Consider the following 22,611-nt stretch of genomic DNA (forward strand, 5'->3'; position numbering starts at 1 on the left):
GGGCGATCTTGGTCGAGAACCCGTCTACCAGGAGCTTCGTCGTTGCGCAGGACTGTCCAACTCGCGGTCAATGCCGCCAGCTTGGAAGAGGCTCATTGGTGGACCCCATATCCGCGGAAGTACGAATCCGCCGCTGCCCGGCCATGACGAGATCTGGCCAGGAGAATTCATCCTCGGCTACCAGGATGAATCGGGAAAGCTGCCTGACGCGCCGGTGCCCGACGCGCTCGGCCGTAACGGCTCTTACCTCGCGTTCCGGCAGTTGAACTCCGACGTAGCGGCGTTCCGCCGATATCTGCGCGACCACGCCAAGTCGCCCGAGGACGAGGAGCTGATCGGCGCCAAGATGATCGGCCGCTGGCGCAGCGGTGCCCCGCTCGCCCTGTCACCCGACAAGGACGATCCCGACCTGGCAGCCGACCCGACGCGCAACAACGACTTCCTCTACTACGACGACGATCCGCACGGACAGCACGTGCCGCACGGCGCCCACATCCGGCGCGTCAACCCCAGGGACAGCCTCAAGGACAGCGTGGTCGCGGTGAACACGCATCGGCTGATCCGGCGCGGCGCAGCCTACGGACCAGTCCTCCCGGACGGTGTGCTGGAGGACGACGGGGTGGAGCGCGGCATCATCTTCATCTTCCTGGGAGCGAGCCTGTCCCGGCAGTTCGAGTTCATCCAGCAGGTCTGGATGAACGACGGCGACTTCGTCGGCCTCGGCACCGAGAAGGACCCGCTCACCGGCAACCACGACGGCACCGACACCTACACGATTCCGGGCAAGCCGGTCCGCCGCCGACTCACCGGGTTGCCACGCTTCGTGACCGTCCGGGGCGGCGAGTACTTCTACCTGCCCAGCATGACCGCGATCGAATGGCTCGCCTCGCTGCCCTAGTTCGGCGACATCGAAAGCCGGCGACTGTGAGGTGCCGGAGCGGCGAGGCCCGTGGGAGGCACGATGACAGGGCAGAGGACACAGCAGGGCGGGAGCTGGCCACGGCTGCGGGTGGCGGACTGGGCCGAGACCCGAGACACCCTGCACATGTGGACCCAGATCGTCGGCAAGATCCGGCTGGCCCACGCACCCATGGTCAACCACTGGTGGCAGGTCACCTTTTACGTCACCTCGCGGGGGTTGACCACTTCCGCGATCCCGTACCGGACCGGTGCGTTCGATATCGAGTTCGACTTCGTAGACCACCGGCTAGTCATTCGTGTCAGCGACGGAAGCCGGCGTGAGCTGAAGCTGCGGCCCAAAACGGTAGCCCAGTTCTACGCCGAGACCATGGGCGTGCTGGGAGAGCTGGGGATCCGGACGCGCATGCACCCGCGGCCGAACGAGGTGGAGCCGGCTGTCCCGTTCGCGGACGACCACCGGCACGCCTCCTACGACCCGCACGCCACGCGGCTGTTGTGGGGCCAACTGCTCCAGGCGAGCCGGGTGTTCGGGGAGTTCCGGTCCGGCTTCATCGGCAAGGCCAGCCCTGTGCACGTCTTCTGGGGGTCGATGGACCTGGCCTGCACCCGCTTCTCCGGGCGACCCGCGCCGCCGCCTCCCCCAGGCGGCGTCCCCAACTTGTCGGACAGGGTGACAAGAGAGGCCTACTCCGCTGAGATGTCCAGCTGCGGGTTCTGGCCGGGCGGCGGTGAGGAGGGCGCGTTCTATGCCTACGCCTACCCCGAACCAGCCGGATTCGCCGACTACGCGGTCCGCCCCGCAGAGGCGTCGTATCAGCGGGAGAGCGGTGAGTTCGCGCTGCCCTACGAGGCGGTTGCCACCGCCGCCGATCCGGACCAGATGCTGAGCGAATTCCTGCACAGCACCTATGAGGCGACTGCCGAGTTGGGCGGCTGGGACCGGGCGGCGTTGGAGGCCGACCCATACCGCTGGGACGACCGCTGACAGCAGCAGATATATGGCGTGGTTGGCGCAGCACGTGTGGGCCCACTGGGCCTACTGGGTCCACTCGTCGTTGTTAACGCGGTGTCCGCTGCTGGTCTGCGATCGCCAAGGCCGTCCTCGTCCGACACCACGCGATGGCCTGAGGTCGGACAAGCTCCATGTTGGGTCCCGGATACGAACGGCGCCGGCTTTCTCGTGTTCTGCGTCCGATGGATTTCCTCACGTCCGTCCGTAGCGTCGTGGACAGCACCGAGGGTGTGCCCACGGATCTGTAGCACCAGCTACGTGAAAGCCCGTGTTCGTGGAAGCAACGGACGCGTGACTGAATGCGTTTTCGACAAAAGGTGTCGCCTCCGTATCCGCTAGTTATTCAGTTCTGAGGAGAACGTCATGAGTGCATATGTGTCCCGCATCGGCCGCCTGGCTGCTGTCACCTCTGCCGCAGTCGTCCTCGCCTGCACCGGTATTGGGGTCGGCACGGCCTCGGCGGCCGGGCAGAGCCACGAAGTTGGCTACTCGGCTCACGGCCACGGTGGCGGCGGTGGTGGCGACCACGGCGGCGGTGGTCACGGCGAGGGCGGTCACGGCGACGGCGGTCACGGCGACGGCGGTGGCTGGGGCCACGGCGACGACGGCGACGGCGACGGTTGGGGTGGTGGCGGCTACTGAGACCAGATCAGGCGTTCCCGGCCGGGGTTTCCCGGCGGGGAACGCCTGCTGCGTCGGACGCCGTTGAGGGGGGAGACGACGAAGTGAAGGTCGATTGGCTCGTTAGTACAAACCTCAACTGAGAGGTGGTGTTCCGCACCCAGTGGCTTTCGTGCCAAGCACGCCTAGCGTCGGGAACACGGATTCGATCCGATCCCGAAAACCCACAAGGAGCGGAACATGAACGCGACTACGTCCACGGACACGCGACAAACGTCATCCCTCGAGATGCCCAACGTCTCCCGGAGCCCGATCGCCCAGCACGCTGTCGACGTGGCAGTGCGCTATAGGCCTGGGCGGTCGGAGACATCGGGCGACTGGATCGAGCTCATTGCGCTGCCCGAGAATCGCGTGGCCATGGCCGTGGGCAGTGTTGTGGGCCACGGCCCGCGTGCCCGCGCCTGGATCGGCCGGCTGCGCGGCGCAGTCCGCGCCCTCTCCTTGTCCGGTCTGCCGCCCGACGAGCTCCTGGGCCGCCTCGATCGTCTCGCGACCCGGTGGGGCCGGGGCCCTGACGAATGGGCAGGCTCCTTCAGGGGAGCGACTTGTCTCTATGCGATCTACGACCCGGTCTCCCGGCACTGCACGGCGTCCCGGGCCGGGCATCGGCCGCCCGCCGTAATCAGCCCCGATGGCCGAGTGGACTTCCCCGAGGTGCCCGCCGGGCCACCCCTGGGCCTGGGCAGCGGCTCCTTCACCACTGCGGAGTGGGAGGTGCCCGAGGGCAGCCAACTCGTGCTCTACGGCCACGGCCTGATCCAACGCCGAGGAAAGGGCACCGGTGCTGGTTTCGGCACCGATGCCGGTTTCGCACTGCTGCGCAGGGTTCTGACCCGAGCTGCCGCCAGGAACGGAGTTGTGGGCCCGGAGGAGACCTGCGCGGCCCTCCTCGACGCGCTGCTCCCGGTCCGCTCCGGTGACGCCGTCGCGCTGATGGTCGCCCGAACTCGCGGTATGCGACCAGATCAGGTCGCCGACTGGGATGTTGCCTCAGAGCCGGCGGCGGTGGCGGACTTGCGTGCTGCTGTTACACGCCAGCTTGCCCATTGGGGTCTGAGTGACCTTGTCTTCGCGACCGAAATGATCCTCAGCGAGCTGGTGAACAACGCGATTCGCTACACCACTGGACCGATCCACCTTCGGCTGCTCCGTGACCACGCCCTTACGTGTGAGGTGTTCGACTCCAGCCCCGCATTCCCCCAACCGCGTCAGGCCGCCACGACGGACGAGGACGGACGCGGGCTGCTTCTTGTCGCCCGGCTCGCCGAGCGTTGGGGGACGCGGCACACACAGGCCGGCAAGGTGATTTGGACCGAGCAGCCCCTGCCGCAGACGCCGTCGGCCGGGATGGATGAGCAGCCAGTCGCTACGACGGGGCACCCCTCACAAGGCAGTCGGGAAGCACATTACGACGCCTGCCTGGTTTGAGGAGGGGGCAATGAGGGTGACAGCAGGCGTATCCGCGCCTCAAGCTGCGGTTCTCACGGACCCCGCCGGAAGCCGATGTTGCCGTCGATGAAGACCGTGGTGCCCTCCTTGGGGGCGGGCGCCCACCCGTCGTAGAGCATGTCGGGGGGAGCAGTCCGCCCCCATGCATTGCGTGTGCTCATGTTTGTTTCCTCTGATCGTCGGGTCAGCCCGGGCAGCCGAGGCGACGTCGCGCTGCTCCCCCGAGCCGTGATGGCGGTGCTCCCCCGAGCCGTGATGTAAGGCTGACGTGCAGGCATCACCGGGCGAATTGGGTTAAGGGACCCAATTTGAAAATAAATGTGGTGTTACGCGCCCAATGGCAGTGCCGCTGCTCGCTTCTAGCGTCGTTCTCACTGACGCGATCGGATGCCCGATCGGAAGGAGCGGAACATGAAGGCGACACAGGGCACAGCGGTCGACCTGGGCCGGACCACACCGAACGGCGCTGTCCCGAGCGGCAACGGAGAGCCGTCCGGGGTGGAGCCGCCGGTACTGGGCGGACCGGAGCACTCCGACTACTACCTGTTGGACAACCTGCTCACCGACGAGCAGCGGGCCCTTCGGAAGAAGGTCCGCGAATTCATGGACCGGGAGGTCATCCCGGTCATCAACCCGTATTGGGAGCGGGCGGAGTTCCCCTTCGAGCTGGTGCCCAAGCTGGCGCAGCTGGACATCGCGGGCTTTCAGATTTCCGGCTACGGCAGCCCGGGGATGAGCAATGTGACGGCCGGCCTGGTGATCCTCGAACTTGCCCGGGGCGATCTAAGCATCTCGACGTTCGCCGGGGTCCACTCGGCCCTGGCCATGATGTCGATCGCCCTGCTGGGCTCCGAGGAGCAGAAGCAGCGCTTCCTGCCGCCGATGGCACGTCTGGAGAAGATCGGCGCCTTCGGTCTGACCGAGCCAGCGCACGGCACGGACGTGGTCAAGCTGGAGACGACCGCGCGCCGGGACGGTGACTCCTACGTCCTGAACGGCCACAAGCGGTGGATCGGCAACGCGACCTTCGCCGACTACGTGATCATCTGGGCCCGCGGCGACGACGGCCACGTGGGCGGCTACGTGGTCGAAAAGGGCACACCGGGGTTCGACGCCCAGGTCATCAAGGGCAAGACGGCTCTGCGCTGTGTCCAGAACGCGCAGATCTCCCTCACCGACGTCCGGGTACCCGCCGAGAACCGGCTGGCGAACGTGAACACCTTCCGCGACACCGAGAAAGTCCTGCTGGCCTCGCGCTTCTGCGTCGCCTGGGAAGCGATCGGTGCCGCCATCGCGGGCTACGAGACGGCTCTGGCCTACGCCAAGCAGCGCAAGCAGTTCGGTATGCCGCTGGCCGCGTTCCAGCTCATCCAGTACCGGCTCTCCCGCATGCTGGCGGACATCACCGACATGCTGTGCATGCAGTTGCGGCTCAGCCAGCTCCTGGACGAGGGCGAGTACTCGATGCCCCGGGTCGCGCTGGCCAAGATGCACCACACCGAGCGAGCCCGGGCCATCCTCGCCGACGCTCGCGACATGCTCGGCGGCAACGGGATCCTGCTCGACTACCACGTGGCCCGGCACCTGTGCGACATCGAGGCGATCGACACGTACGAGGGCACCGACACGGTGCAGGCGCTGATCGTCGGCCGTGACATCACCGGCTACAGCGCCTTCGTGCCTGTGGCACCGAGCCACTGACCCCGGCGTGTATCGCGGCGCCCCACGTCAGCTTCGGGCACCGCGCGCGACCCACGGAAGACGAAGACCGCGACCCACTGAAGACGAAGACAAGGAATAGCCATGAGCAATACGCCCCTCCTGGAGGGACTGCACGTCGTCGATCTCGCGAGCTTCATCGCCGGGCCCGCCGCGGCCACCGTCCTCGGTGACTTCGGCGCCGACGTCGTCAAAGTGGAACCCCCGCACGTGGGCGACGCATACCGCTCGCTCAGCCGCATCCCTCCCAACCCCCATGTCGAAGGGGTCAACTACCCCTGGCAGCTCGACAACCGCAACAAGCGCAGCATCGCGCTCAACCTCAAGTCACCCGGTGCCCGGCCCGTGCTGGAGAGTCTGGTGAGGTGGGCCGATGTGCTGGTGACCAACTTCCCCCCGCAGACGCGCGAGAAGCTGGGCCTGGACTACGACGCTCTTGCCCCCCTCAATCCCCGGCTGATATACGCCGATGTCACCGGCTTCGGCGAGGAAGGTCCGGATGCGTATCTGCCCGGCTTCGACGTGACGGCGTACTGGGCGCGCAGCGGCCTGATGGACCTCACACGCCAAAGGGACGTGCCGCCGGCCATGAACGCGTTCGGATCGGGCGATCACTCCACGGCGATCACGCTGTTCGCCGGGGTCATGACCGCGCTGTACCGGCGGGAGAAGACCGGCCAAGGCGCACGCGTCACGGCCTCACTGCTCGCCGAAGGCGCCTGGGCCGCGAGCATGTGGCTGCAGGCCGTCCTGGTCGGGGCGAAGCCTCCCCGCCCCATCGACCGCTCCGATCCGCCCAACGCCCTGGGCAACGTGTACCGCACCGCGGACGACCGCTGGATCCTGCTGGCCTTCGCCAACGAGGACAAGCAAGTCCCCCTCTTCCTCACGGCCATCGGCCACCCCGAGGCCGCCGAGGACCCCCGGTTCCACGACACCCCCAGCCGCCGCGCCCACGCCGCCGACATCGTCACTCTGCTGGACAAACGGTTCGCCACGCGTCCCCTGGCCGAATGGCGCGAGGTACTCGACGCAGCCGGCCTCACGTACGGAGTCGTCCAGACGCTCGAAGAGTGCGCCCACGACCCTCAGCTCCTCGCCAACCGGGTGTTCGTGCCGATCGAGGACGGCAACGCTGACCCGCACCTGACCATCGACAGCCCCGTCCGACTGGACCAGGAACAGAAGGTCCGCCCGGGCCCGGCCCCCGACCTGGGCGAACACACCGAGTCCGTGCTCCGCGACCTCGGCTTCGACGCCGCCGGAATCAAGGAGCTGCGCAAGGCCGAAGCCATCGACTGAAGCCACAGCTCAGCAGCGCTGGGGAAGAAGGGAAACATCATCATGACCGCGGCTACGGAAACACCGACTGTACGGACCGAGGAACGCGACGGCATCTTCGTGATCACGATCGACCGACCGGAGGCCCGCAACGCCATCGACGGGGCCACCGCCCGGGCCATGGCGGCTGCCGTCGACCGCCTGGAGTCCCGCGACGACCTCAGGGTCGGCGTCATCAGCGGGGCCAACGGTGTCTTCAGCGCCGGCATGGACCTCAAGGCCTTCGCGGCCGGAGACACACCCATCGTCGAAGGACGGGGCTTCGCCGGCATCACCCGCGCCCAGATCCGGACCCCGCTCATCGCCGCCGTCGAGGGCTATGCGCTGGGCGGTGGAACCGAGATGGCGCTCGCCTGCGACATGATCGTGGCCGCGCGGAACGCCACCTTCGGCCAGACCGAGGTCCACTACGGCATCGTGCCGCCCGAAGGTGGCATGGTGCGACTGCCCGAGCGCATCCCGCGCAACATCGCCCTGGAGCTTCTGCTCACCGGCGAGCCCCTGCCCGCCGAGCGCGCCGAGCGATTCGGCCTGGTCAACTACCTCACAGAACCGGGCCAGGCCCTGAAACGGGCCATGGAACTGGCCACCAGCATCGCGCAGAACGCACCCCTGGCCGTGGACGCCGTCAAACGCGTCGTCAACGAGCGGCGAGCGTTCAGCGACCAGGACGCCTTCGTCGAGCAGGATCAGATCGTCGCCCCGGTTCTGGCGTCCCACGACGCGCAGGAGGGCGCCCACGCTTTCGCGGAAAGGCGCCCACCGCACTGGCAGGGCCGCTGAACCAGCCCCGCCCGAGGTGCTAGCGGGCCCCCGCCCAGGGCCGCCACACAGGCACAGCCACCTCCGCACCGCACGAAAGGGCGACCCATCATGACTGAGCAATCCACTGTCCGTAGCGTGACCTACGACCTGCTGCGGACCCTGAAACTCACCACGGGCTTCGGAAATCCCGGCTCCACCGAGCAGACGTTCCTTCAGGATTTCCCGGCGGACTTCACCTATGTCCTTTCGCTGCAGGAGGCGTCCGTCATCGCGATGGCCGACGCCTTCGCCCAGGTGACCGGCCGCCCCGCGCTGGTGAACGTGCACTCCTCGGCCGGGCTGGGCAACGCTGTGGGCAATCTGGTGGCGGCCTACCACGGGAACACGCCCCTGATCATCACCTCGGGACAGCAGCACCGGGAACTGGTGATCGGGGATCCGTATCTCGGCAACCGTGAGGCCACCACACTGCCGAAGCCGTGGGTGAAATGGTCCTACGAGTCGGCCCGCGCCGAAGACGTCCCCGAGGCCTTCATGCGGGCCTACGCGGAGGCGCTGCAGCCACCGGCGGGACCGGTCTACCTGTCGATTCCCATGGACGACTGGAAGCGGCCCCTGTCCGGTTTTACCCGGGTGCGGACGGTGAGCGACCGCGTCGCCCCCGACACCGAGCGACTGCGCGGATGCGCCGACCGCATCTCCGCAAGCCGGCGTCCCGCGCTGGTCTTCGGGCCGGATGTCGACCGCGCCGGCGGCTGGGACGGGGCCGTCGCACTGGCGGAAAAGCTGCGCGCCTCCGTCTACGGCGCGCCGCCCTGAGCAGAGTTCGGCCGCCCGACGCGGTCATCGTCAACGAGTCGACCTCCACGATGGCGCAGCAGGTCGAGTGGCTTCCCACGGTCAGGCCCGGATCGTTCTTCGCCACGGCCAGCGGGGGCATCGGCTGGGGCACCCCGGCGGCGGTGGGGGTCGCGCTGGGCGACCGGGACAGGGGCGTCGACCGGCCGGTGGTCGGCCTGATCGGCGACGGATCCTCCAGTACTCCGTGCAGGCCATCTATACGGCGGCCCAGCACAACCTCCCGATCGTGTACGTGGTCATGCGCAACCAGGAGTACTCCATCCTCAAATCGTTCGCGGTACTCGAGGAAACGCCGGGCGTTCCGGGACTCGACCTGCCCGGCCTCGACATCGCCTCCGTCGCCCGCGGCTTCGGATGCCGTGCCGTCGACGTGGAGACCACCGAGGACCTGGAACGGGAATTCAAGACGGCCCTGACCGCCGGCACCACCACCGTCATCGTCGTCCCCACACAACCCCAGAAAGCCATGCTGGAGAGCACAAGCCCGCACGATCCGATCGTGACGCCTTCAAATCGGTCTTCCGGAACGAGGGTGCTTCTGTCCCACGCCGCCGCCGGAAGATCGGGCGAGGGCGGTGTGATCGGCTGCGTGCTCTCCGCATCCGTGATGCATTTCATTCCGGGCGGGCGCGAAGGAGCGTCGAGCCGAGGTACTCAACGGCGAGCAGTGCGACTTCCAGATCGATGTGCCCTTGCTGGACGGAGTATCCAAGGATTTCCTCGGCCTTCCGAATTCGGTACTGCACGGTGTTCTTGTGGAGAATTTGAGCGCTGGCGGTGGCGGTGTAACTGCAGCCGGCGCCCAGGAATATCTGCATGGTCTCCCGAAGCCGTGCGCTGTTCTCGTCATCGACGGCCAACGGACCCAGGACGCCCCACACCCAAGCGCGCATTTCGCCGACGTTCGTAGCCATCAAGGCGATGGGACCGACATGGGAGAAGTTGGTGAACTGGGGGGCTGGATTGGCCACTGCCGCAAGTTCCTGTGTGCGCAGTGCCTGCCGATGCGTGGAGCGGAATCCCTCGATGCCGTAGCCCACGCATCCAGCGCACAGGTGCACGGAAGGATCGCTCTGCTCGACCAAATTCGACAGCTGTTTCCAGGAGACGTCGCTGTGCGAGCCGAGCGGCAGCCAGGCCCAGGACATAATTGCGTCTCGGGGGACGAAGAGCGGCCTGGCAGGGCAGCCCAGCTTCTGGGCGATCTCGTTGGTGATCCGGTCGAGTCGAGCAAGTCCCTCGCCCCCACCGGTCAGTGTGGGCAACCAGGCCACCAGCCCGAGGTGATGCTGCCGGAGCCGGTAACCAAGGGCTGATTCGGCCCAGTTGAGGTCGACGTCCTTCTCGGTGAGGATGTCTCGCACGCGGGCGGCGCGCGCGGCGGTCTGGCTGAGCAGCCAGTGATCGCGTTCCTGTTGGTAGACCACGATGACATGCTCGGTTACCCGGTCGATGTAACCGAAGCTCACCTGCAGCATGCGCCGGTTGGTCGCGGTCGCGAGATCCTCGTCGGCGTTTTGTCGGTTGAGTTCGTCCAGACACCACTGCAGAAAACGCCAGTGGCCGATCCTGTAGGCCCTGACCATCGCGCTGAGGGAGATACCCCTCTGAGCCAGCCTCCTGGCGTACTCAAGGGCAGCTGCAGGCCCCTCGATCTTGTCCAGCGGCATGTCGTTCTCGAAAACGTGCAGCAACGTGGCGACATTTTCCGCGATGCTCGCCTGCAGGATTTTAGTGACGGTTGGATCGCCCCTGAGCTCCGGGATCTCGGCAATAACGTACTCCCCTATGTCGCGGCCGACCTCCGAGAGATGTGACCCTACGTTCTCCGCGACCACGGACAGTTGCTTCGCGGCCTCGGGATGCTCCGCAGCCATACCCCAATCCTACAGAGTGGTCCGTGGCCGCTCTTCGGGGCGCGATAGGCCGCACTCCAGCAATCCTGCGCGAATACCGCCGACGGATTGGTTCAGCGGCACCAATTCCAACCCGAAGCTCGTACTGCGCGCCCAGTGGTTGTCGTGCGGTCCACGCCTAGCCTCTGGTTACTGACTGGACCTTCCGGCCCGCGATCTGGGGGATCGACTTGCCTTCACGCCGTTCTTCGAAAACGTCCTAGGGGTGATCGGCGTTGACCAACATTGTCCGAGGCGCTGGAGAGGTGCCCGACTCCGCGATTGCGATGATCGACAGCGAGGGGACGGTGGTCGGCTGGACGAGCACCGCGCAGCGGCTTCTCGGTTACGCGGCCGGGGAGGTGGTGGGCCGGCCCGCCTGGTTCGTGCTGCCGTTTCTCCAGGACGCCCTGCACGTATGGGCGGCCAGCGAACAGCGCCGCGCCCGGGGCGGCTGGTCCGGCACAGCGACGATTCCTCACCGCGACGGTCACACACTCCAAGTAAGCCTGCGTGTCTCGCTGTTGTGGGGGCGCGACGGAGCGGTCCGCTGGCTCGTCTCCGGCACCAATATCGCCGCGCTGTCCGCGGTGGAAGTCGCCGGATCGGTGCGGGAGTCGCTTCTCACCCGCACACCGATCGGCATCGTGGTGCGTGACTTGGAACTGCGCTGCGCCTGGGTGAACGACGTCAGCGAACTTCAGGACGGCGTCCCTCGTGACAAGCGGCTCGGACGGCGCCTGCCGGACTCACTGCCCGGTCTCGAATCCGAGGCTCTCGAAGCGGTGATTGGCCAGGTGCTGAGCAGCGGCACGACCGCGGTCCATGAATACCGGGCATGGCCGCCGGCGGATCAGCGCCGAGAGCACGCCTTCGCGGCGTCCTTCTTCTGCCTGAGCGACGTCGATGGCCGGCCACTGGGGGTGTGCTCCATGAGCGTGGATGTCACCGGCAACCAGCGGGCACGCGAGCGGCTCGCCATCCTCAGTGAGGCCAGCACCCGGATAGGCAGCACCCTGGACGTGATGCAGACCAGCCAGGAACTGGCCGACCTCGCCGTACCCCTCCTGGCTGACTACGCCGCCGTCGACCTGATGGAGTTCGTCCCGCTCGGTGACGAAACCGCCCCAGGCATCAGCCCGACGGGGCAGCGCAGTCCGGCCCTTCGCCGCGCCGGCCTGGCCTCGATCCACCCGGGGACTCCCGAGTCGCCGTGGGCACGCGGCGAGCCGATCTTCGTCCCGCCGACCTCACCCTGGATCGGGGTGCTCTCCTCCGGCGCCTCTCACCTGCAACCCGTCCTGGACACCTCTCCTGGCACATGGGTCGACAACGACCCCGCGCGGGCACGGACCGTTCGTGAAAACGGGATGCACTCCATGCTGCTTGTCCCCATCCGGGCGAGGCACACCACGCTGGGTGTGGCCGTGTTCGTCCGTACCGAGGAACCGATGCCGTTCCAGGAGGATGACCTGCTCCTTGCCGAGGAACTGGTCACCCGGGCGGCACTGTCACTGGACAACGCTCGCCAATACACCCGTCAGCACACAGCGGCCCTCGCTCTTCAACGCAAGCTGCTCCCGCACGGCTTGAAGGACAGCGCGGCGATCGAGACGGCCTCGCGCTACCTGCCGGCGGACGTGGACAACGGCGTCGGAGGCGATTGGTTCGATGTGATCCCGCTGTCCGGCGCCCGGGTGGGGCTTGTCGTCGGGGATGTCGTCGGGCACGGCATCAACGCCGCGGCGACCATGGGAAGGCTCCGAATGGCCGTATGCACGCTGGCGGACATGGATCTGCCCCCCGACGAACTGCTGTCCCACCTCGATCACACGGTCCGGCGCCAGACAGAGGAAGACAACGAAGCAGGCGACGGAAACCCCATGGTCATTGGCGCCACCTGTCTCTACATCGTCTACGACCCGGTCACCCGGCGGTGCACGATGGCTCGGGCCGGGCACCCTCCGCCCGCTGTTGTCGACCCGCAGGGAAAGGTCACGTTCCCGGACCTCCCCACCGGAGCCCCCCTCGGCGTCGGCTCGGTCCCCTTCGAAGCCGTGGACATGGAGGTGCCCGAGGGGACCCTGCTCGCCCTCTACACCGACGGCCTGGTCGAGACCCGCGACCGCGACATCGACATCGGAATGCGGAAACTGGGCGCCACCCTGGCGGCCCAGCCCCATCGACCCCTGGACGACCTCTGCTCCTCAGTGATCGAGGCGCTGCCGACCGAGTCACCGTCCGACGACGTCACCCTCCTCCTGGCCCGGACCCGTGTATTGAATCCGTGCCAGACCGTGTCCTGGGACCTGCCCCGGGACCCGGCCGTCGTCAGCGGTGCCCGCGGCTTGGTGGCCCGGCAACTGACCCGGTGGGGGTTGGAGCGCCTGATCACGGACGCGGAGATGATCGCCAGCGAGCTGGTCACCAACGCGATCCGTCACGGCGCCGGCCCCGTGGCCCTGCGTCTGATCAAGCACCGTCAGCTGACCTGCGAAGTATCCGACGCCAGCAGGTCCTTCCCGCGCCTTTGTCACACCCGCAGCACCGACGAGTACGGCCGCGGCATCCTCCTCGTCTCCCAGCTGTCGAGTTGCTGGGGCTGTCGCTGGACATCGGGCGGCAAGGTCGTCTGGGCGTCACAAGATCTGCCCCGTCCCCTCAAGAGCGAGAGCGACGTCGGCATCCCTCCCGACCCCGGTGGGGCCGCATGGCCGAAAGACCCAGAGAGTCGAGGAAAGGAGCTGACATGAACCTCGCATCCCACGTGGTGAACAGCGCCCGGATTCATCCGGATCGTCCCGCGCTCCGTCTCGGAGACGCCGCCGTCTCCTATCGCGCGCTCGACCACGGCAGTGCCCGCATGGCAGGAGTGCTCCACGACCGTGGCGTGAAACCCGGGGACCGAGTCGCGGTCATGCTGCCCAACGTGCCCGAGTTCGCCCTCGCGTACTTCGGCGTACTCCGGGCCGGCGGCATCGTCGTTCCGATGAACCTGCTGCTCAAGTCCCGTGAGGTGGCGTACTATCTCGGCGACTCGGGTGCCCGGCTCCTGTTCGCCTGGCACACCTTCGCCGACGAGGCACGGACCGGTGCGCAGCAGGCCGAGGCCGAGTCGGTCGTCGTCAGTCCCGGCTCATTGGACGAGTTGCTGGTGTCCGCCCGACCCACCGAGCACCTGACCGACCGGCACGAGGACGCCACCGCGGTGATTCTCTACACCTCGGGGACGACAGGTCAGCCGAAGGGCGCCGAACTGACCCACGCCAACCTCACCCGCAACTGCGACATCGTGGCCACCGAGCTGTTCCGGCTCACCGCCGACGATGTGATCTTCGGTGGGCTGCCACTGTTCCACGCGTTCGGACAGACCTGCATCCTCAACGCCGCCGTCACCGCCGGCGCGTGCCTCACGCTGCTGCCGCGCTTCGACGCCGGGAAGGCACTGGGAATCGAAGGGTATGGAACGTCGGAGACCTCGCCCGTCGCCTCGTTCAACACCCTGCAGGCTGGACCCAAGCCCGGTTCGGTCGGCATCCCGATCCGGGGCGTCGAGATGCGGGTGGTCGACAAGGACAGCATGGACAGCAAGGAAGTACCGCACGGGGAGACCGGCGAGATCACGATCCGCGGGCACAACGTGATGAAGCGATATTGGCAACGCCCCGAGGCAACCGCCGCCGCGATCCGGGACGGGTGGTTCTACACCGGCGACATCGGCCGGGTCGACCAGGACGGATACTTCTGGATCGTCGGCTGGACGAAGGACGTGATCATTCGGGGCGGGTACAACGTGTACCCCCGCGAAGTCGAAGATGTGCTGTACGAGCACCCTGCGGTCGCCGACGCGGAGGTCATCGGCGTCCCCAACTCCGATCTCGGTGAGGAGGTCGGCGCGGCAGTCGTTCTCAAGCCGGGCGCCCACACCACGGCCGAGGATCTGCGTGATTACGTCAAAGGTCAGGTAGCGGCTTACAAGTATCCGAGGAAGGTGTGGATCACGGACGCGCTGCCCAAGGGGCCGACCGGCAAGATCCTCAAGCGGGAGATCGTCCCGCCGCCCGAGGCAGCCCGCGACTGTCGGCAGCACTTCCCGACTTGAGGGAGACAGTCCCGCCGTACGCCGTACGCCGTACGCCGTACGCCGTACGCCGTACGCCGTGCGCGCGTGCCCATGAGCCTGCTACTCGTCGGCGGGCTTCGGCTCGCTCATCCGGCGGGCGGCCTCGACGACTGCCGAGCGGTGCAGGGCCAGCCGCTGCGGCGGCCAGGACTGGCTGACCTCGTCGGGGTCGACGCCCTCGGCGGCCCAGAACCACGCCTGGGCCGCGGCGAGAACCATGGTCAGGAGATCGGCAGGGTCCATCTCCTGGGCGACCTCGCCACGCTGCTGCGCGTCGGCCACTTCGGCGGTCTTGCGTCGGAAGGCGTCGGGTTCGGGTCCGGTGGCGGAGGGGCGCTCCAGGAGTTTCCATAGGCGCAGGCGCATCAGGTCGGGAGGGGCGACGAGGTGGTCGAAGATCGCTCCTGCGTATCCGGGCAGGTCCTCGGCGTCGAACGGCACCGACTCGGCCCCCGCCGTCAGCGCCCGTCGCAGAACCTCGTCGAACAACTGCTCCTTGTTGCCGAAGTAGGCATAGATCAGCCGCTTGTTCGCCCCCGCGGCCTCCGCGATCCGGTCAACTCGGGCACCGGCGATGCCGTAGGCAGCGAATTCGGTGAAGGCGGTGTCGAGCAGCCGGGCCTTGGTGGCGCTGGAGTCCCGTGGCATGCTCGCCAGCCTACCAAGTAGCTATCTAGTTATTGACATGCGAGGGCTCGCACACAACTGCCGGGCCATGGTGACCGGAGCCGGTTCCCGAATCGGGGTGGAGACGGCCCGGGCGCTCGCCGCGGCGGGCGCCGATGTCACCCTGGCCGTACGGACCACCGACGCGGGAGACCGCATGGCGGCGCGCCTGGGGAATGAACTGCCGCCCGAATCCGGACAGTTGACGGTAGGGCGACTCGACCTGACCGACCGGTCGGCGGTCGCGGCATTCGTGGCCGACTGGCACGGCCCCGTGCACATCCTCGTCAACAATGCCGGAGTGATGGCCCCGCCGGAACTCATCCGCACGCCTGACGGCGGGGAGACGCAGTTCGCCGTCAACCACCTGGGCCACTTCGCGCTCGCCGTCGCCCTCCATCCGGCTCTCGCGGCGGCGGACGGCGCACGGGTCATCTCAGTCGCCTCGATCGGGCACCTCTTCTCACCGGTCGTCCTCGGCGACCTCGACCACAGCTTCCGCCTCTACGACCCATGGACCTCCTATGGGCAGTCGAAGACCGCCAACGTCCTGTTCGCCGTCGGTGCCGCCGGGCGATGGGCCCACGACGGCATCACCGCGAACGCGCTGATGCCGGGCAACATCGCGGACACGTCCCTGGCCCGGCACATGAACATGCAGCAGGTGGCACCGACTTCACGGCCTCAGGCGAACTCGCACTGCCACCGCAGAAGACGGTGGAGCAGGGCGCCTGAAGGGGAATCCACCGCCCAGGAGGTGTCGGCGGCTGCGGAACACCGGAACGACAACCGGCGCTGAGCCCTTCACTCGCATCAGAGCGCTTCGACCTGCGCGGCGCGAGCCGTCGCGGCAGATGTTCTCGACGCCAGGATGCTCGCGCAGCGATCGTTCGAGCCGCCGGTGAACTCCTCACCGTGCAGCGTGAGATCGACCGTGTCCAAGGGCCGCACCGCAACCCTGCGGTCCGCCGCGACACGTCACTCTGCGGAGGAAGCACCCTCGACGGTCCCCTCCGGGGGGAATCAATCGATCACGGCGGCCCGCCAGGTCTCCTCGTCGGCGTCCAGGAGCGCCGCGACGAGGGCGGGGTCCGGCAGCGGGCCGTGGTCGGCGGCGACTCTCAGGGCCGAGGCCGCGGTCAGATGGCCCAGCCGCAGGGCGCGGTCCACGGGCAGCTGCCGCAGCAGGCCGCTGAGGAACCCGGCGGCGAAGGCGTCGCCTGCGCCGACCGGCTCGGCAACGCGCACGGTCAGGGCGGCCACGCTGTGGGCAGCGGTCCCCACGAAGGCGGTGGCGGCGCGGTCCCCGTCCTTCACGACGAGGACGCGCGGGCCGGACAAGAGGTCGCGGACCGTTTGGGCGTCGGTGATCCCGTCCCCCCAAAGAGCCTGGGCCTCGTCGAGGCCCACGAAGACGATGTCGGCCCGGTCCGCGAGCGCCCGCAGTATGTCGGCGGCGCAGCGGCCGGCCCACAGGGCGGGGCGGTGGTTGACGTCGAAGCTGACGGGCCACGGGCGGTCGGGGCGCAGCGCGCGTTCGACGAGGGCGCGGCAGCCGGGCGACAGAGCGGGGGTGATGCCGCTGAGGTGGACGAGCGCGGCGTCCGCCACCGCCGGGTCGTCGAGCGCTTCGGGGGTGAGGGCCGAGGCGGCGGATCCGGCGCGGTGGTAGTGGACGCGGGTGCCGTGCGTGCCCGGGTCCTTGAGCAGCAGTCCGGTGGGGCGCTCCGGGTCGGTGCGCACGCCGCTGACGTCGACGCCGCCCGCGGCGATCCGGGCGCGGACGCGGCGGCCGAAGGGGTCGTCGCCGACCGCGGAGACCCAGCGAGCGGGGATGCCGTGGTCGGCGAGGTAGAGGGCGACGTTCGACTCGGCGCCCGCGATGTCGACGCGCAGCAGGTCGGCGCCGTCCAACGGCTGGAGGGGGTCGGGTGCGAGGGCGGCCATGGTCTCGCCGACGCAGACGACGGGGCCGGGGCGCAGGGGCCGGTAGGTGCTCATAGTGGGCTTCCTAGAGTGCGTCGGCGCGGTCCGCCGAAGCCGGGGCGGAGGGGACCGCCGAAGCCGGGGCGGAGGGCACCGCCGGGCGGTACGGGGCGGCCGGGGCGCCGGGGACATCCACCGGCACCTCGAAGACGGCGCCGTCGAGGGGTCCGGGGGCGGACAGGCCGATCCGCGCGCTGGTGACGAGGAGCGTACGGCCGTCGGGGCCGCCGAGGCACAGTCCTGCGGGCTGCCCGGCAGGAAGGTCGACGATCCGGTCGAGGCTGCCGTCGGGGCCGTAGCGGTGGACCTGCCCGGTCCCCCAGACGGCGGTCCACAGGCAGCCCTCGACGTCGGTGGTCATGCCGTCGGGGCTGCCTGAGCCGAGGGTGACGAAGGTTTCGGGGGTGCCCGGGTCTCCGCTCACGGAGTCGACCGGGTAGCGGCGGATGATGCCCCGGGCGCTGTCGGCGAGGTACATGACGGTGCCGTCGGCGCTGAAGGCCGGGCCGTTGGGGATCGTGAGGTCCCGCAGGACGCGGGTGACGCGGCCATAGCGGTCCAGGCGGTAGAGGGAGCCCGCGTCCTCGGTGGCCTCGTACGCCATGCTGCCCGCCCAGAAACGGCCGTGCGGGTCAGCGACGCCGTCGTTCATCCGCATCGGCGCGGCCTTGCCGTCCTCGGGGCGCGCGATCCAGTCGACGCGGCCCGCGGGGTCGATGCGGCAGATGCCGGGGCCCGCCGCCGCGATCCAGTGGCCGGGGTGCCCCTCCACCGGTGCCACGGCGCCCAGCGGGCAGGGCAGTCGGGTGATCGGGGCGAGCGGCGCGTCGGGCCCGTCGGGCACGGCCAGCAGCCGGCCGGTAAGGATGTCGGTCAGCACGGCGCGGCCGTCCGTCCAGCGGATGCCCTCGCCCAGTTCGAGGCGGTCGGTCCCCAGGACCGCGGGGGCGGTCACGGGCGGACCTGAGCGCGGACGACGTCCACGAACGCGCGGGCGCGCTCGCGCAAGGCGGTGAGGTCGCCGCCGTCGGCGGCGTCGCCGATCAGGGGCGATCCGACGCCGACGGCCGTGGCCCCCTCTCGCAGGTAGGCGGCGGCCGCCGCCGCGTCCACTCCCCCGACGGGTACGAAGGGCAGGTCCGGGAAGGGTCCGCGCAGGTCCCGCAGATAGCCGGGGCCCCCGGCGCTGCCTGCAGGGAAGAGCTTGAGGGCGTCGGCGCCGAGTCGCTGTGCCTGGAGGATGTCGGTGGGCGTCATCACGCCCGCGAGCACGGGGAGTCCGAGTTCCCGCCCGATGGTGATGCTGTCGCTGACCCCCGGGGTGACGAGGAAAGCGGCGCCGGCCTTCTGGGCGGCCCGGGCGTCGTCGGAGCTGAGCACGGTTCCGGCGCCGAGCGTCGCGTCGGGGCCGAGCGCGGCACGGGCCCGCGTGATGACGTCGAGCGCGTCGCGCCCGGAGAGGGAGACCTCGATGAGGGTGACGCCCTCCTCGGCGAGGGTGAGCACGGTGGTCAGCGCCGCGTCCGGGTCGCTGCCGCGGACGATGGCGAGCAGCCGGTGGGCGCGCAGCGCGGCGAGCAGGTCCATCCGACATCCCTTCTGGTGACGGGGTTCAGGAGCGGCCGGGTGATGGGGGTTCAGGGGCGGCCAGGTGATGGGGGTGCAGGGGTGGCCAGGTGGTGGGGGTTCAGGGGCGGCGGGTCGCGGTGACGGTGAGCCGCCAGGCGACCTCGCCGGTCGGCGGCACCACGGCGGTGTCGCCGTCGCCCGCGGCGGCGCGGTCGAAGACGCGGCCGAGCATCGGCTCGACGCCGATCGAGCGGTACGGCGCGCCCTGCGGGAAGCCGCCGAGGTTGCGCCAGAGGGCGACCGCGACCGGCTGCCCGTCGGCCTCGACGGACAGGTGCAGCGTGTCGGCGCCGTCGTGCACCGACACTCGGGAGGTGAGGACGACCGCTCCGACGGCGCTCCCGTCGTCCGGGCCGAGCCGGTCCAGCGGTACGCCGTCGACGCTGGGCCAGGTGCCGGCGACCCAGCGGTCGCCCTCGTCCGGGTAGAGCCGGGTCGCCGCCGGTCCGACGACGCCGATGCGGGCGGCCGGGGAGAGGTCCAGAAGGGCGTGGGCGGCCCACACGAAGCGGTAGCCGGGCTCGGCGGCGAGCGTGTACTCGGCGACGACCGCGTCCCCTCGCTCGCCGATCCGCCGGGTCAGGCGGAAGTCGGGGCACTCCGCGACGTCCTCCTCCCCCGCCGTCCGCCAGGGCCGCGACCAGGTGTCGCCATGGTCGGGCAGCCCGCGCACGGTGGGCACGCACTCCTCAAGGCCGCCGGCGTCGGCGAAGGGGTCCCCGGGCCGGACCGTACGGCGGCGAGGTTCGTCGCGGTGCCACAGCCACTCGCGGCCGCCCGCGGTCAGCGACGTCCAGCGTCCGCCGTGGTCCGGGTCGGTGGCGACACGTACGGGCAGCCGCGTGGCGCTCACCATTCGGCGAAGGAGCCGTCGGCGTGCCGCCACACGGGATTGCGCCAGGCATGGCCGGACCGGTCGGCGGCGCGGACCGCGTCCTCGTCGACGGCGATGCCGAGACCGGGCAGTTCGGTGCGCCGTGCCTGGCCGTCGACGAAGCGGAAGGGCTCGGTGTCCACCAGGTAGGACAGCAGGTCGGCGTCCTTGTTGTAGTGGATGCCCCGGCTCTGCTCCTGGATCAGGAAGTTGGGCGTGGCGAAGGCCACTTGAAGGCTGGCGGCCAGTGCGATGGGCCCGAGCGGGCAGTGCGGCGCCAGGTGGGCCCCGAAGGTGTCGGCGAGCGAGGCGATCCGGGTGACCTCCGATATCCCGCCGGCGTGCGACAGGTCGGGCTGGGCCACGGCTATGCCCGCCATCAGTGCCGGGAGGAAGTCGGCTCGCCCGTAGAGCCGTTCACCGGTGGCCAGCGGCACGGATGTCGCGGTGACCAGCCCCGGCAGCAGGTGTACCTGCTCGGGCAGGACGGGTTCCTCGACGAACAGCGGGTGCAGCGGGGCCATCTCGTGGAGCACGCGGCGCGCGTTGGCGGCGCTGAAGCGGCCGTGGAAATCGACGGCGACGTCGCGGTGCGGGCCCAGGGCCTCGCGGGCGGCCGCCACGCGCTGCACGACGGCAGTCGTCTCGGCGGGGCTGCCGATCGGCGGCGTACGCCCGGCGGCGTTCATCTTGACGGCCGTGAAGCCCGCCTCGACCTGGGCGGTGATCTCCTCCTTCAGCCGGTCCGGTTCGTCACCGCCGACCCAGGCGTACACCCGGACCGAGTCGCGGACGGGGCCGCCGAGCAAGGTGTGCACCGGCACCCCGAGGGCGCGGCCGGCGATGTCCCACAGGGCCTGGTCGATACCGGCGACGGCGCTGGAGAGGACCGGGCCGCCCCGGTAGAAGCCGCCCTTGCTCAGCACCTGCCAGTGGTCCTGGATGCGCAGTGGGTCCTGGCCCACCAGGTACTCCGCCAGCACCTCGACAGCTGACCGGACCACCTCGGCCCGGCCCTCGACCACGGGCTCGCCCCAGCCGACGACGCCGTCGTCGGTCTCGATGCGGCAGAACAGCCAACGGGGCGGGACGAGGAAGGTCTCGACGCGCGCGATCTTCACTGTGACTGGCCGTCCTTCTGTCCGGCGGAGCCGTCCGCGCCCTCGGGCACGGACGGAGCGCTGAGCTTGTCGAGGTCGCGCGTGGCCTGGGCGAGCAGGGCGCGCATGGCGTGTTCCGCGCCGTCCGGATCCCGGTCGCGCACGGCGTCGAGTACGGCACGGTGGCTGGGGACCGGGTCCTCGCTGTGGGGGGAGCTGTGCACGAGCTGGTCGCGCTGGGCCAGGCCCGACTCAATGACCATCTCCATGCGTTCCAGCAGTTCGTTGTGGGTGGCGGTGAGCAGCGCCCGGTGGAAGGCGAGGTCGGCCTCGACGGCGTGGCTCGCGCCGCCCTCGTGGCCCATGGCCGTCAGTGCCGCCTCCAGCGCCTCGAGGTCGGCGTCGGTGCGGCGGGCCGCGGCCAGCCGCACGGCGGCGGGTTCGATGATGCCTCGGACCTCGCCGAGGTTGCGCAGCAGCGCCGGGTCGGCGCCAGTGCCGCTGCTCTCGGAGAACTGCCAGCGCAACACGTCGGCGTCGAGCAGGTTCCAGTCGGAGCGGGGCCGGACGAAGGTGCCGCGCTTCTGCCGGGCGTCGACCATGCCCTTGGCCGCGAGCACCTTGAGCGATTCGCGCAGGGCCGTCAGGCTGACGTCCAGTTCGCTCTGCAGGGCCACCATGTCGAGCGTCGCTCCCTCGGGGATCTCACCGCTGAGCACCCGGCGGGCGAGCGTCTCCACGGTCTGACCGTGCACGCCGCGGCGCGCGTATCGCGTCATGTGTTTGCCTTTCTTGCTGGTCGGTCGGTGGCTGGAGCGGTCGGTTCCGTCAGGCGGAGGACTTGGTGACGCTCCAGCCGCCGTCCACGAGCAGGCTCGATCCGGTGATGTAGGAGGCTTCGTCGGCGGCGAGGAAGGCGACGGCGGCGGCGGCCTCCTCGGGCGTGCCGAAGCGGCGGGCCGCGGTCTCGGCGACGCTGAGCTCGCGGTCTGCCGGCGGGACCCGGTCCCAGGCGGCGGTCAGGATCGGTCCCGGCAGCACCGCGTTGACGCGGACCTCGGGGCCGTACTCGACGGCGAGCTGGCCGCACAGCGACAGCAGCGCTCCCTTGCTCGCCGCATACGCCGGGTGGCCGGGGATCCCCCGGCGGGCGTGGACGGAGGAGACGAGCACCACGGCCCCCTGGTGCTCACGCAGGTCGGGCAGTGTCGCCCTGACGCCCAGGAAGGCGCCGGTGAGATTGACCGACAGCTGCCGTTCCCAGGAGGCCAGGCTGGTCTCGTGGGCGGGTGCGACCGCCACCGTGTACGCGTTGCTCACCAAAACGCCCACTGGCCCGAAGCTGTGGGCGGCGGTGATCACCCGCTGCCAGTCGTCCTCGTTCGCGACGTCGGCGGGGACGAAGAGGGCCCGGGACCCGTCCTTGCGCAGCCGCTCGGCGGTCTCCTCGCCGCGTGCGGTGGCGATGTCGACGAGGACGACGGACGCGCCCTCCGCGGCGAGGCGTGCCGCGGTGGCCGCGCCGATGCCCGATGCGGCGCCGGTGACGACGGCGACGCGGTTGGTGAAGCGGGCCGCTGGGTTCATGG

22 protein-coding genes and 2 pseudogenes are annotated in these 22,611 nt (G+C 69.5%); 13 read left to right on the forward strand and 11 right to left on the reverse strand.

The window, feature by feature from the left end:
- From ACFVXA_RS27995 to ACFVXA_RS28010, 4 genes are all read left to right on the forward strand, one after another.
- On the forward strand, positions 1–898 hold an 898-nt coding region (locus ACFVXA_RS27995), incomplete at its 5' end, for a Dyp-type peroxidase (RefSeq protein WP_390027267.1).
- A gap of 63 nt (positions 899–961) precedes the next feature.
- Positions 962–1,906, forward strand: a complete 945-nt coding sequence (locus tag ACFVXA_RS28000; RefSeq protein WP_390027270.1) for a DUF5996 family protein — start codon at positions 962–964, stop codon at positions 1,904–1,906.
- Positions 1,907–2,296: 390 nt separating this feature from the next.
- Positions 2,297–2,575: a hypothetical protein gene (locus ACFVXA_RS28005; protein ID WP_390027272.1), complete on the forward strand. Its 279-nt coding sequence runs from the start codon at positions 2,297–2,299 to the stop codon at positions 2,573–2,575.
- 219 nt (positions 2,576–2,794) lie between these two features.
- Positions 2,795–4,042 carry a SpoIIE family protein phosphatase gene (locus tag ACFVXA_RS28010; RefSeq protein WP_390027275.1) on the forward strand — a complete coding sequence of 416 codons (1,248 nt, stop codon included), beginning with the start codon at positions 2,795–2,797 and terminating at the stop codon, positions 4,040–4,042.
- 53 nt (positions 4,043–4,095) lie between these two features.
- On the opposite strand, the gene ACFVXA_RS28015 is transcribed toward ACFVXA_RS28010, so the two are convergent.
- Positions 4,096–4,224 (reverse strand): hypothetical protein, encoded by a 129-nt coding sequence (locus ACFVXA_RS28015; protein ID WP_390027278.1) that lies wholly within the window; start codon positions 4,222–4,224, stop codon positions 4,096–4,098.
- Positions 4,225–4,474: 250 nt separating this feature from the next.
- Between ACFVXA_RS28015 and ACFVXA_RS28020 the strand changes: the two genes are divergently transcribed.
- The 6 genes and pseudogenes from ACFVXA_RS28020 to ACFVXA_RS28045 form a co-directional block, all read left to right on the forward strand.
- Positions 4,475–5,764: an acyl-CoA dehydrogenase family protein gene (locus ACFVXA_RS28020; protein WP_362030363.1), complete on the forward strand. Its 1,290-nt coding sequence runs from the start codon at positions 4,475–4,477 to the stop codon at positions 5,762–5,764.
- A gap of 102 nt (positions 5,765–5,866) precedes the next feature.
- A complete protein-coding gene (locus tag ACFVXA_RS28025) occupies positions 5,867–7,084 on the forward strand; it encodes a CoA transferase (protein WP_362030361.1) in 1,218 nt (405 codons plus the stop codon).
- A gap of 42 nt (positions 7,085–7,126) precedes the next feature.
- The gene (locus tag ACFVXA_RS28030; protein ID WP_362030359.1) at positions 7,127–7,906 is read left to right on the forward strand and encodes a crotonase/enoyl-CoA hydratase family protein; all 780 of its coding nucleotides are present in this window, start codon (positions 7,127–7,129) and stop codon (positions 7,904–7,906) included.
- Between the two features lie 117 nt (positions 7,907–8,023).
- A complete protein-coding gene (locus tag ACFVXA_RS28035) occupies positions 8,024–8,707 on the forward strand; it encodes a thiamine pyrophosphate-binding protein (protein WP_390027282.1) in 684 nt (227 codons plus the stop codon).
- Between the two features lie 50 nt (positions 8,708–8,757).
- Positions 8,758–8,862 (forward strand): annotated as a pseudogene (locus ACFVXA_RS28040) (hypothetical protein); the annotation flags it as partial.
- 119 nt (positions 8,863–8,981) lie between these two features.
- Positions 8,982–9,134: pseudogene (locus ACFVXA_RS28045) on the forward strand (hypothetical protein); the annotation flags it as partial.
- 229 nt (positions 9,135–9,363) lie between these two features.
- Here the strand turns inward: ACFVXA_RS28045 and ACFVXA_RS28050 are convergent.
- Complete coding sequence (locus ACFVXA_RS28050; RefSeq protein WP_383736734.1) at positions 9,364–10,626, reverse strand: PucR family transcriptional regulator; 1,263 nt, start codon at positions 10,624–10,626, stop codon at positions 9,364–9,366.
- 254 nt (positions 10,627–10,880) lie between these two features.
- Between ACFVXA_RS28050 and ACFVXA_RS28055 the strand changes: the two genes are divergently transcribed.
- A complete protein-coding gene (locus ACFVXA_RS28055) occupies positions 10,881–13,397 on the forward strand; it encodes a SpoIIE family protein phosphatase (protein WP_390027285.1) in 2,517 nt (838 codons plus the stop codon).
- Positions 13,394–14,746, forward strand: a complete 1,353-nt coding sequence (locus ACFVXA_RS28060; protein ID WP_390027288.1) for an AMP-binding protein — start codon at positions 13,394–13,396, stop codon at positions 14,744–14,746. The genes ACFVXA_RS28055 and ACFVXA_RS28060 overlap by 4 nt, the downstream gene beginning before the upstream one ends.
- An 81-nt stretch (positions 14,747–14,827) precedes the next feature.
- Here the strand turns inward: ACFVXA_RS28060 and ACFVXA_RS28065 are convergent, their stop codons facing one another.
- Positions 14,828–15,415 (reverse strand): TetR family transcriptional regulator, encoded by a 588-nt coding sequence (locus ACFVXA_RS28065; RefSeq protein ID WP_390027292.1) that lies wholly within the window; start codon positions 15,413–15,415, stop codon positions 14,828–14,830.
- A gap of 37 nt (positions 15,416–15,452) precedes the next feature.
- Here ACFVXA_RS28065 and ACFVXA_RS28070 point away from each other — a divergent pair, with 37 nt between their 5' ends.
- Positions 15,453–16,232 (forward strand): SDR family NAD(P)-dependent oxidoreductase, encoded by a 780-nt coding sequence (locus tag ACFVXA_RS28070; RefSeq protein WP_384026243.1) that lies wholly within the window; start codon positions 15,453–15,455, stop codon positions 16,230–16,232.
- A gap of 14 nt (positions 16,233–16,246) precedes the next feature.
- Here ACFVXA_RS28070 and ACFVXA_RS28075 read toward each other — a convergent pair whose 3' ends face one another.
- The 8 genes from ACFVXA_RS28075 to ACFVXA_RS28110 all read right to left on the reverse strand — a co-directional run bounded on the left by ACFVXA_RS28075 (position 16,247) and on the right by ACFVXA_RS28110 (position 22,609).
- A complete protein-coding gene (locus ACFVXA_RS28075) occupies positions 16,247–16,375 on the reverse strand; it encodes a hypothetical protein (RefSeq protein ID WP_362030349.1) in 129 nt (42 codons plus the stop codon).
- An 81-nt stretch (positions 16,376–16,456) separates the two neighbouring features.
- A complete protein-coding gene (locus ACFVXA_RS28080; RefSeq protein ID WP_390027295.1) occupies positions 16,457–17,434 on the reverse strand; it encodes a sugar kinase in 978 nt (325 codons plus the stop codon).
- 10 nt (positions 17,435–17,444) lie between these two features.
- The gene (locus tag ACFVXA_RS28085; protein ID WP_390027298.1) at positions 17,445–18,374 is read right to left on the reverse strand and encodes an SMP-30/gluconolactonase/LRE family protein; all 930 of its coding nucleotides are present in this window, start codon (positions 18,372–18,374) and stop codon (positions 17,445–17,447) included.
- Positions 18,371–19,006, reverse strand: coding sequence for a bifunctional 4-hydroxy-2-oxoglutarate aldolase/2-dehydro-3-deoxy-phosphogluconate aldolase (locus tag ACFVXA_RS28090; RefSeq protein ID WP_384026235.1), 636 nt, complete (start codon positions 19,004–19,006; stop codon positions 18,371–18,373). The genes ACFVXA_RS28085 and ACFVXA_RS28090 overlap by 4 nt, the downstream gene beginning before the upstream one ends.
- Positions 19,007–19,106: 100 nt before the next feature.
- Positions 19,107–19,904: a hypothetical protein gene (locus tag ACFVXA_RS28095; RefSeq protein WP_390027301.1), complete on the reverse strand. Its 798-nt coding sequence runs from the start codon at positions 19,902–19,904 to the stop codon at positions 19,107–19,109.
- On the reverse strand, positions 19,898–21,043 hold the full coding sequence (gene dgoD, locus ACFVXA_RS28100; protein ID WP_384026229.1) for a galactonate dehydratase: 1,146 nt from the start codon (positions 21,041–21,043) through the stop codon (positions 19,898–19,900). The genes ACFVXA_RS28095 and dgoD overlap by 7 nt, the downstream gene beginning before the upstream one ends.
- On the reverse strand, positions 21,040–21,801 hold the full coding sequence (locus tag ACFVXA_RS28105) for a FadR/GntR family transcriptional regulator (protein WP_362030337.1): 762 nt from the start codon (positions 21,799–21,801) through the stop codon (positions 21,040–21,042). Before ACFVXA_RS28105 ends, dgoD begins: the two co-directional genes overlap by 4 nt.
- 49 nt (positions 21,802–21,850) lie before the next feature.
- Positions 21,851–22,609, reverse strand: a complete 759-nt coding sequence (locus ACFVXA_RS28110) for an SDR family NAD(P)-dependent oxidoreductase (RefSeq protein ID WP_384026227.1) — start codon at positions 22,607–22,609, stop codon at positions 21,851–21,853.
- Positions 22,610–22,611 lie beyond the last annotated feature (2 nt).

Origin of the sequence: Streptomyces sp. NPDC058246, assembly GCF_042881985.1 — a bacterium.
GTDB lineage: Bacteria > Actinomycetota > Actinomycetes > Streptomycetales > Streptomycetaceae > Streptomyces.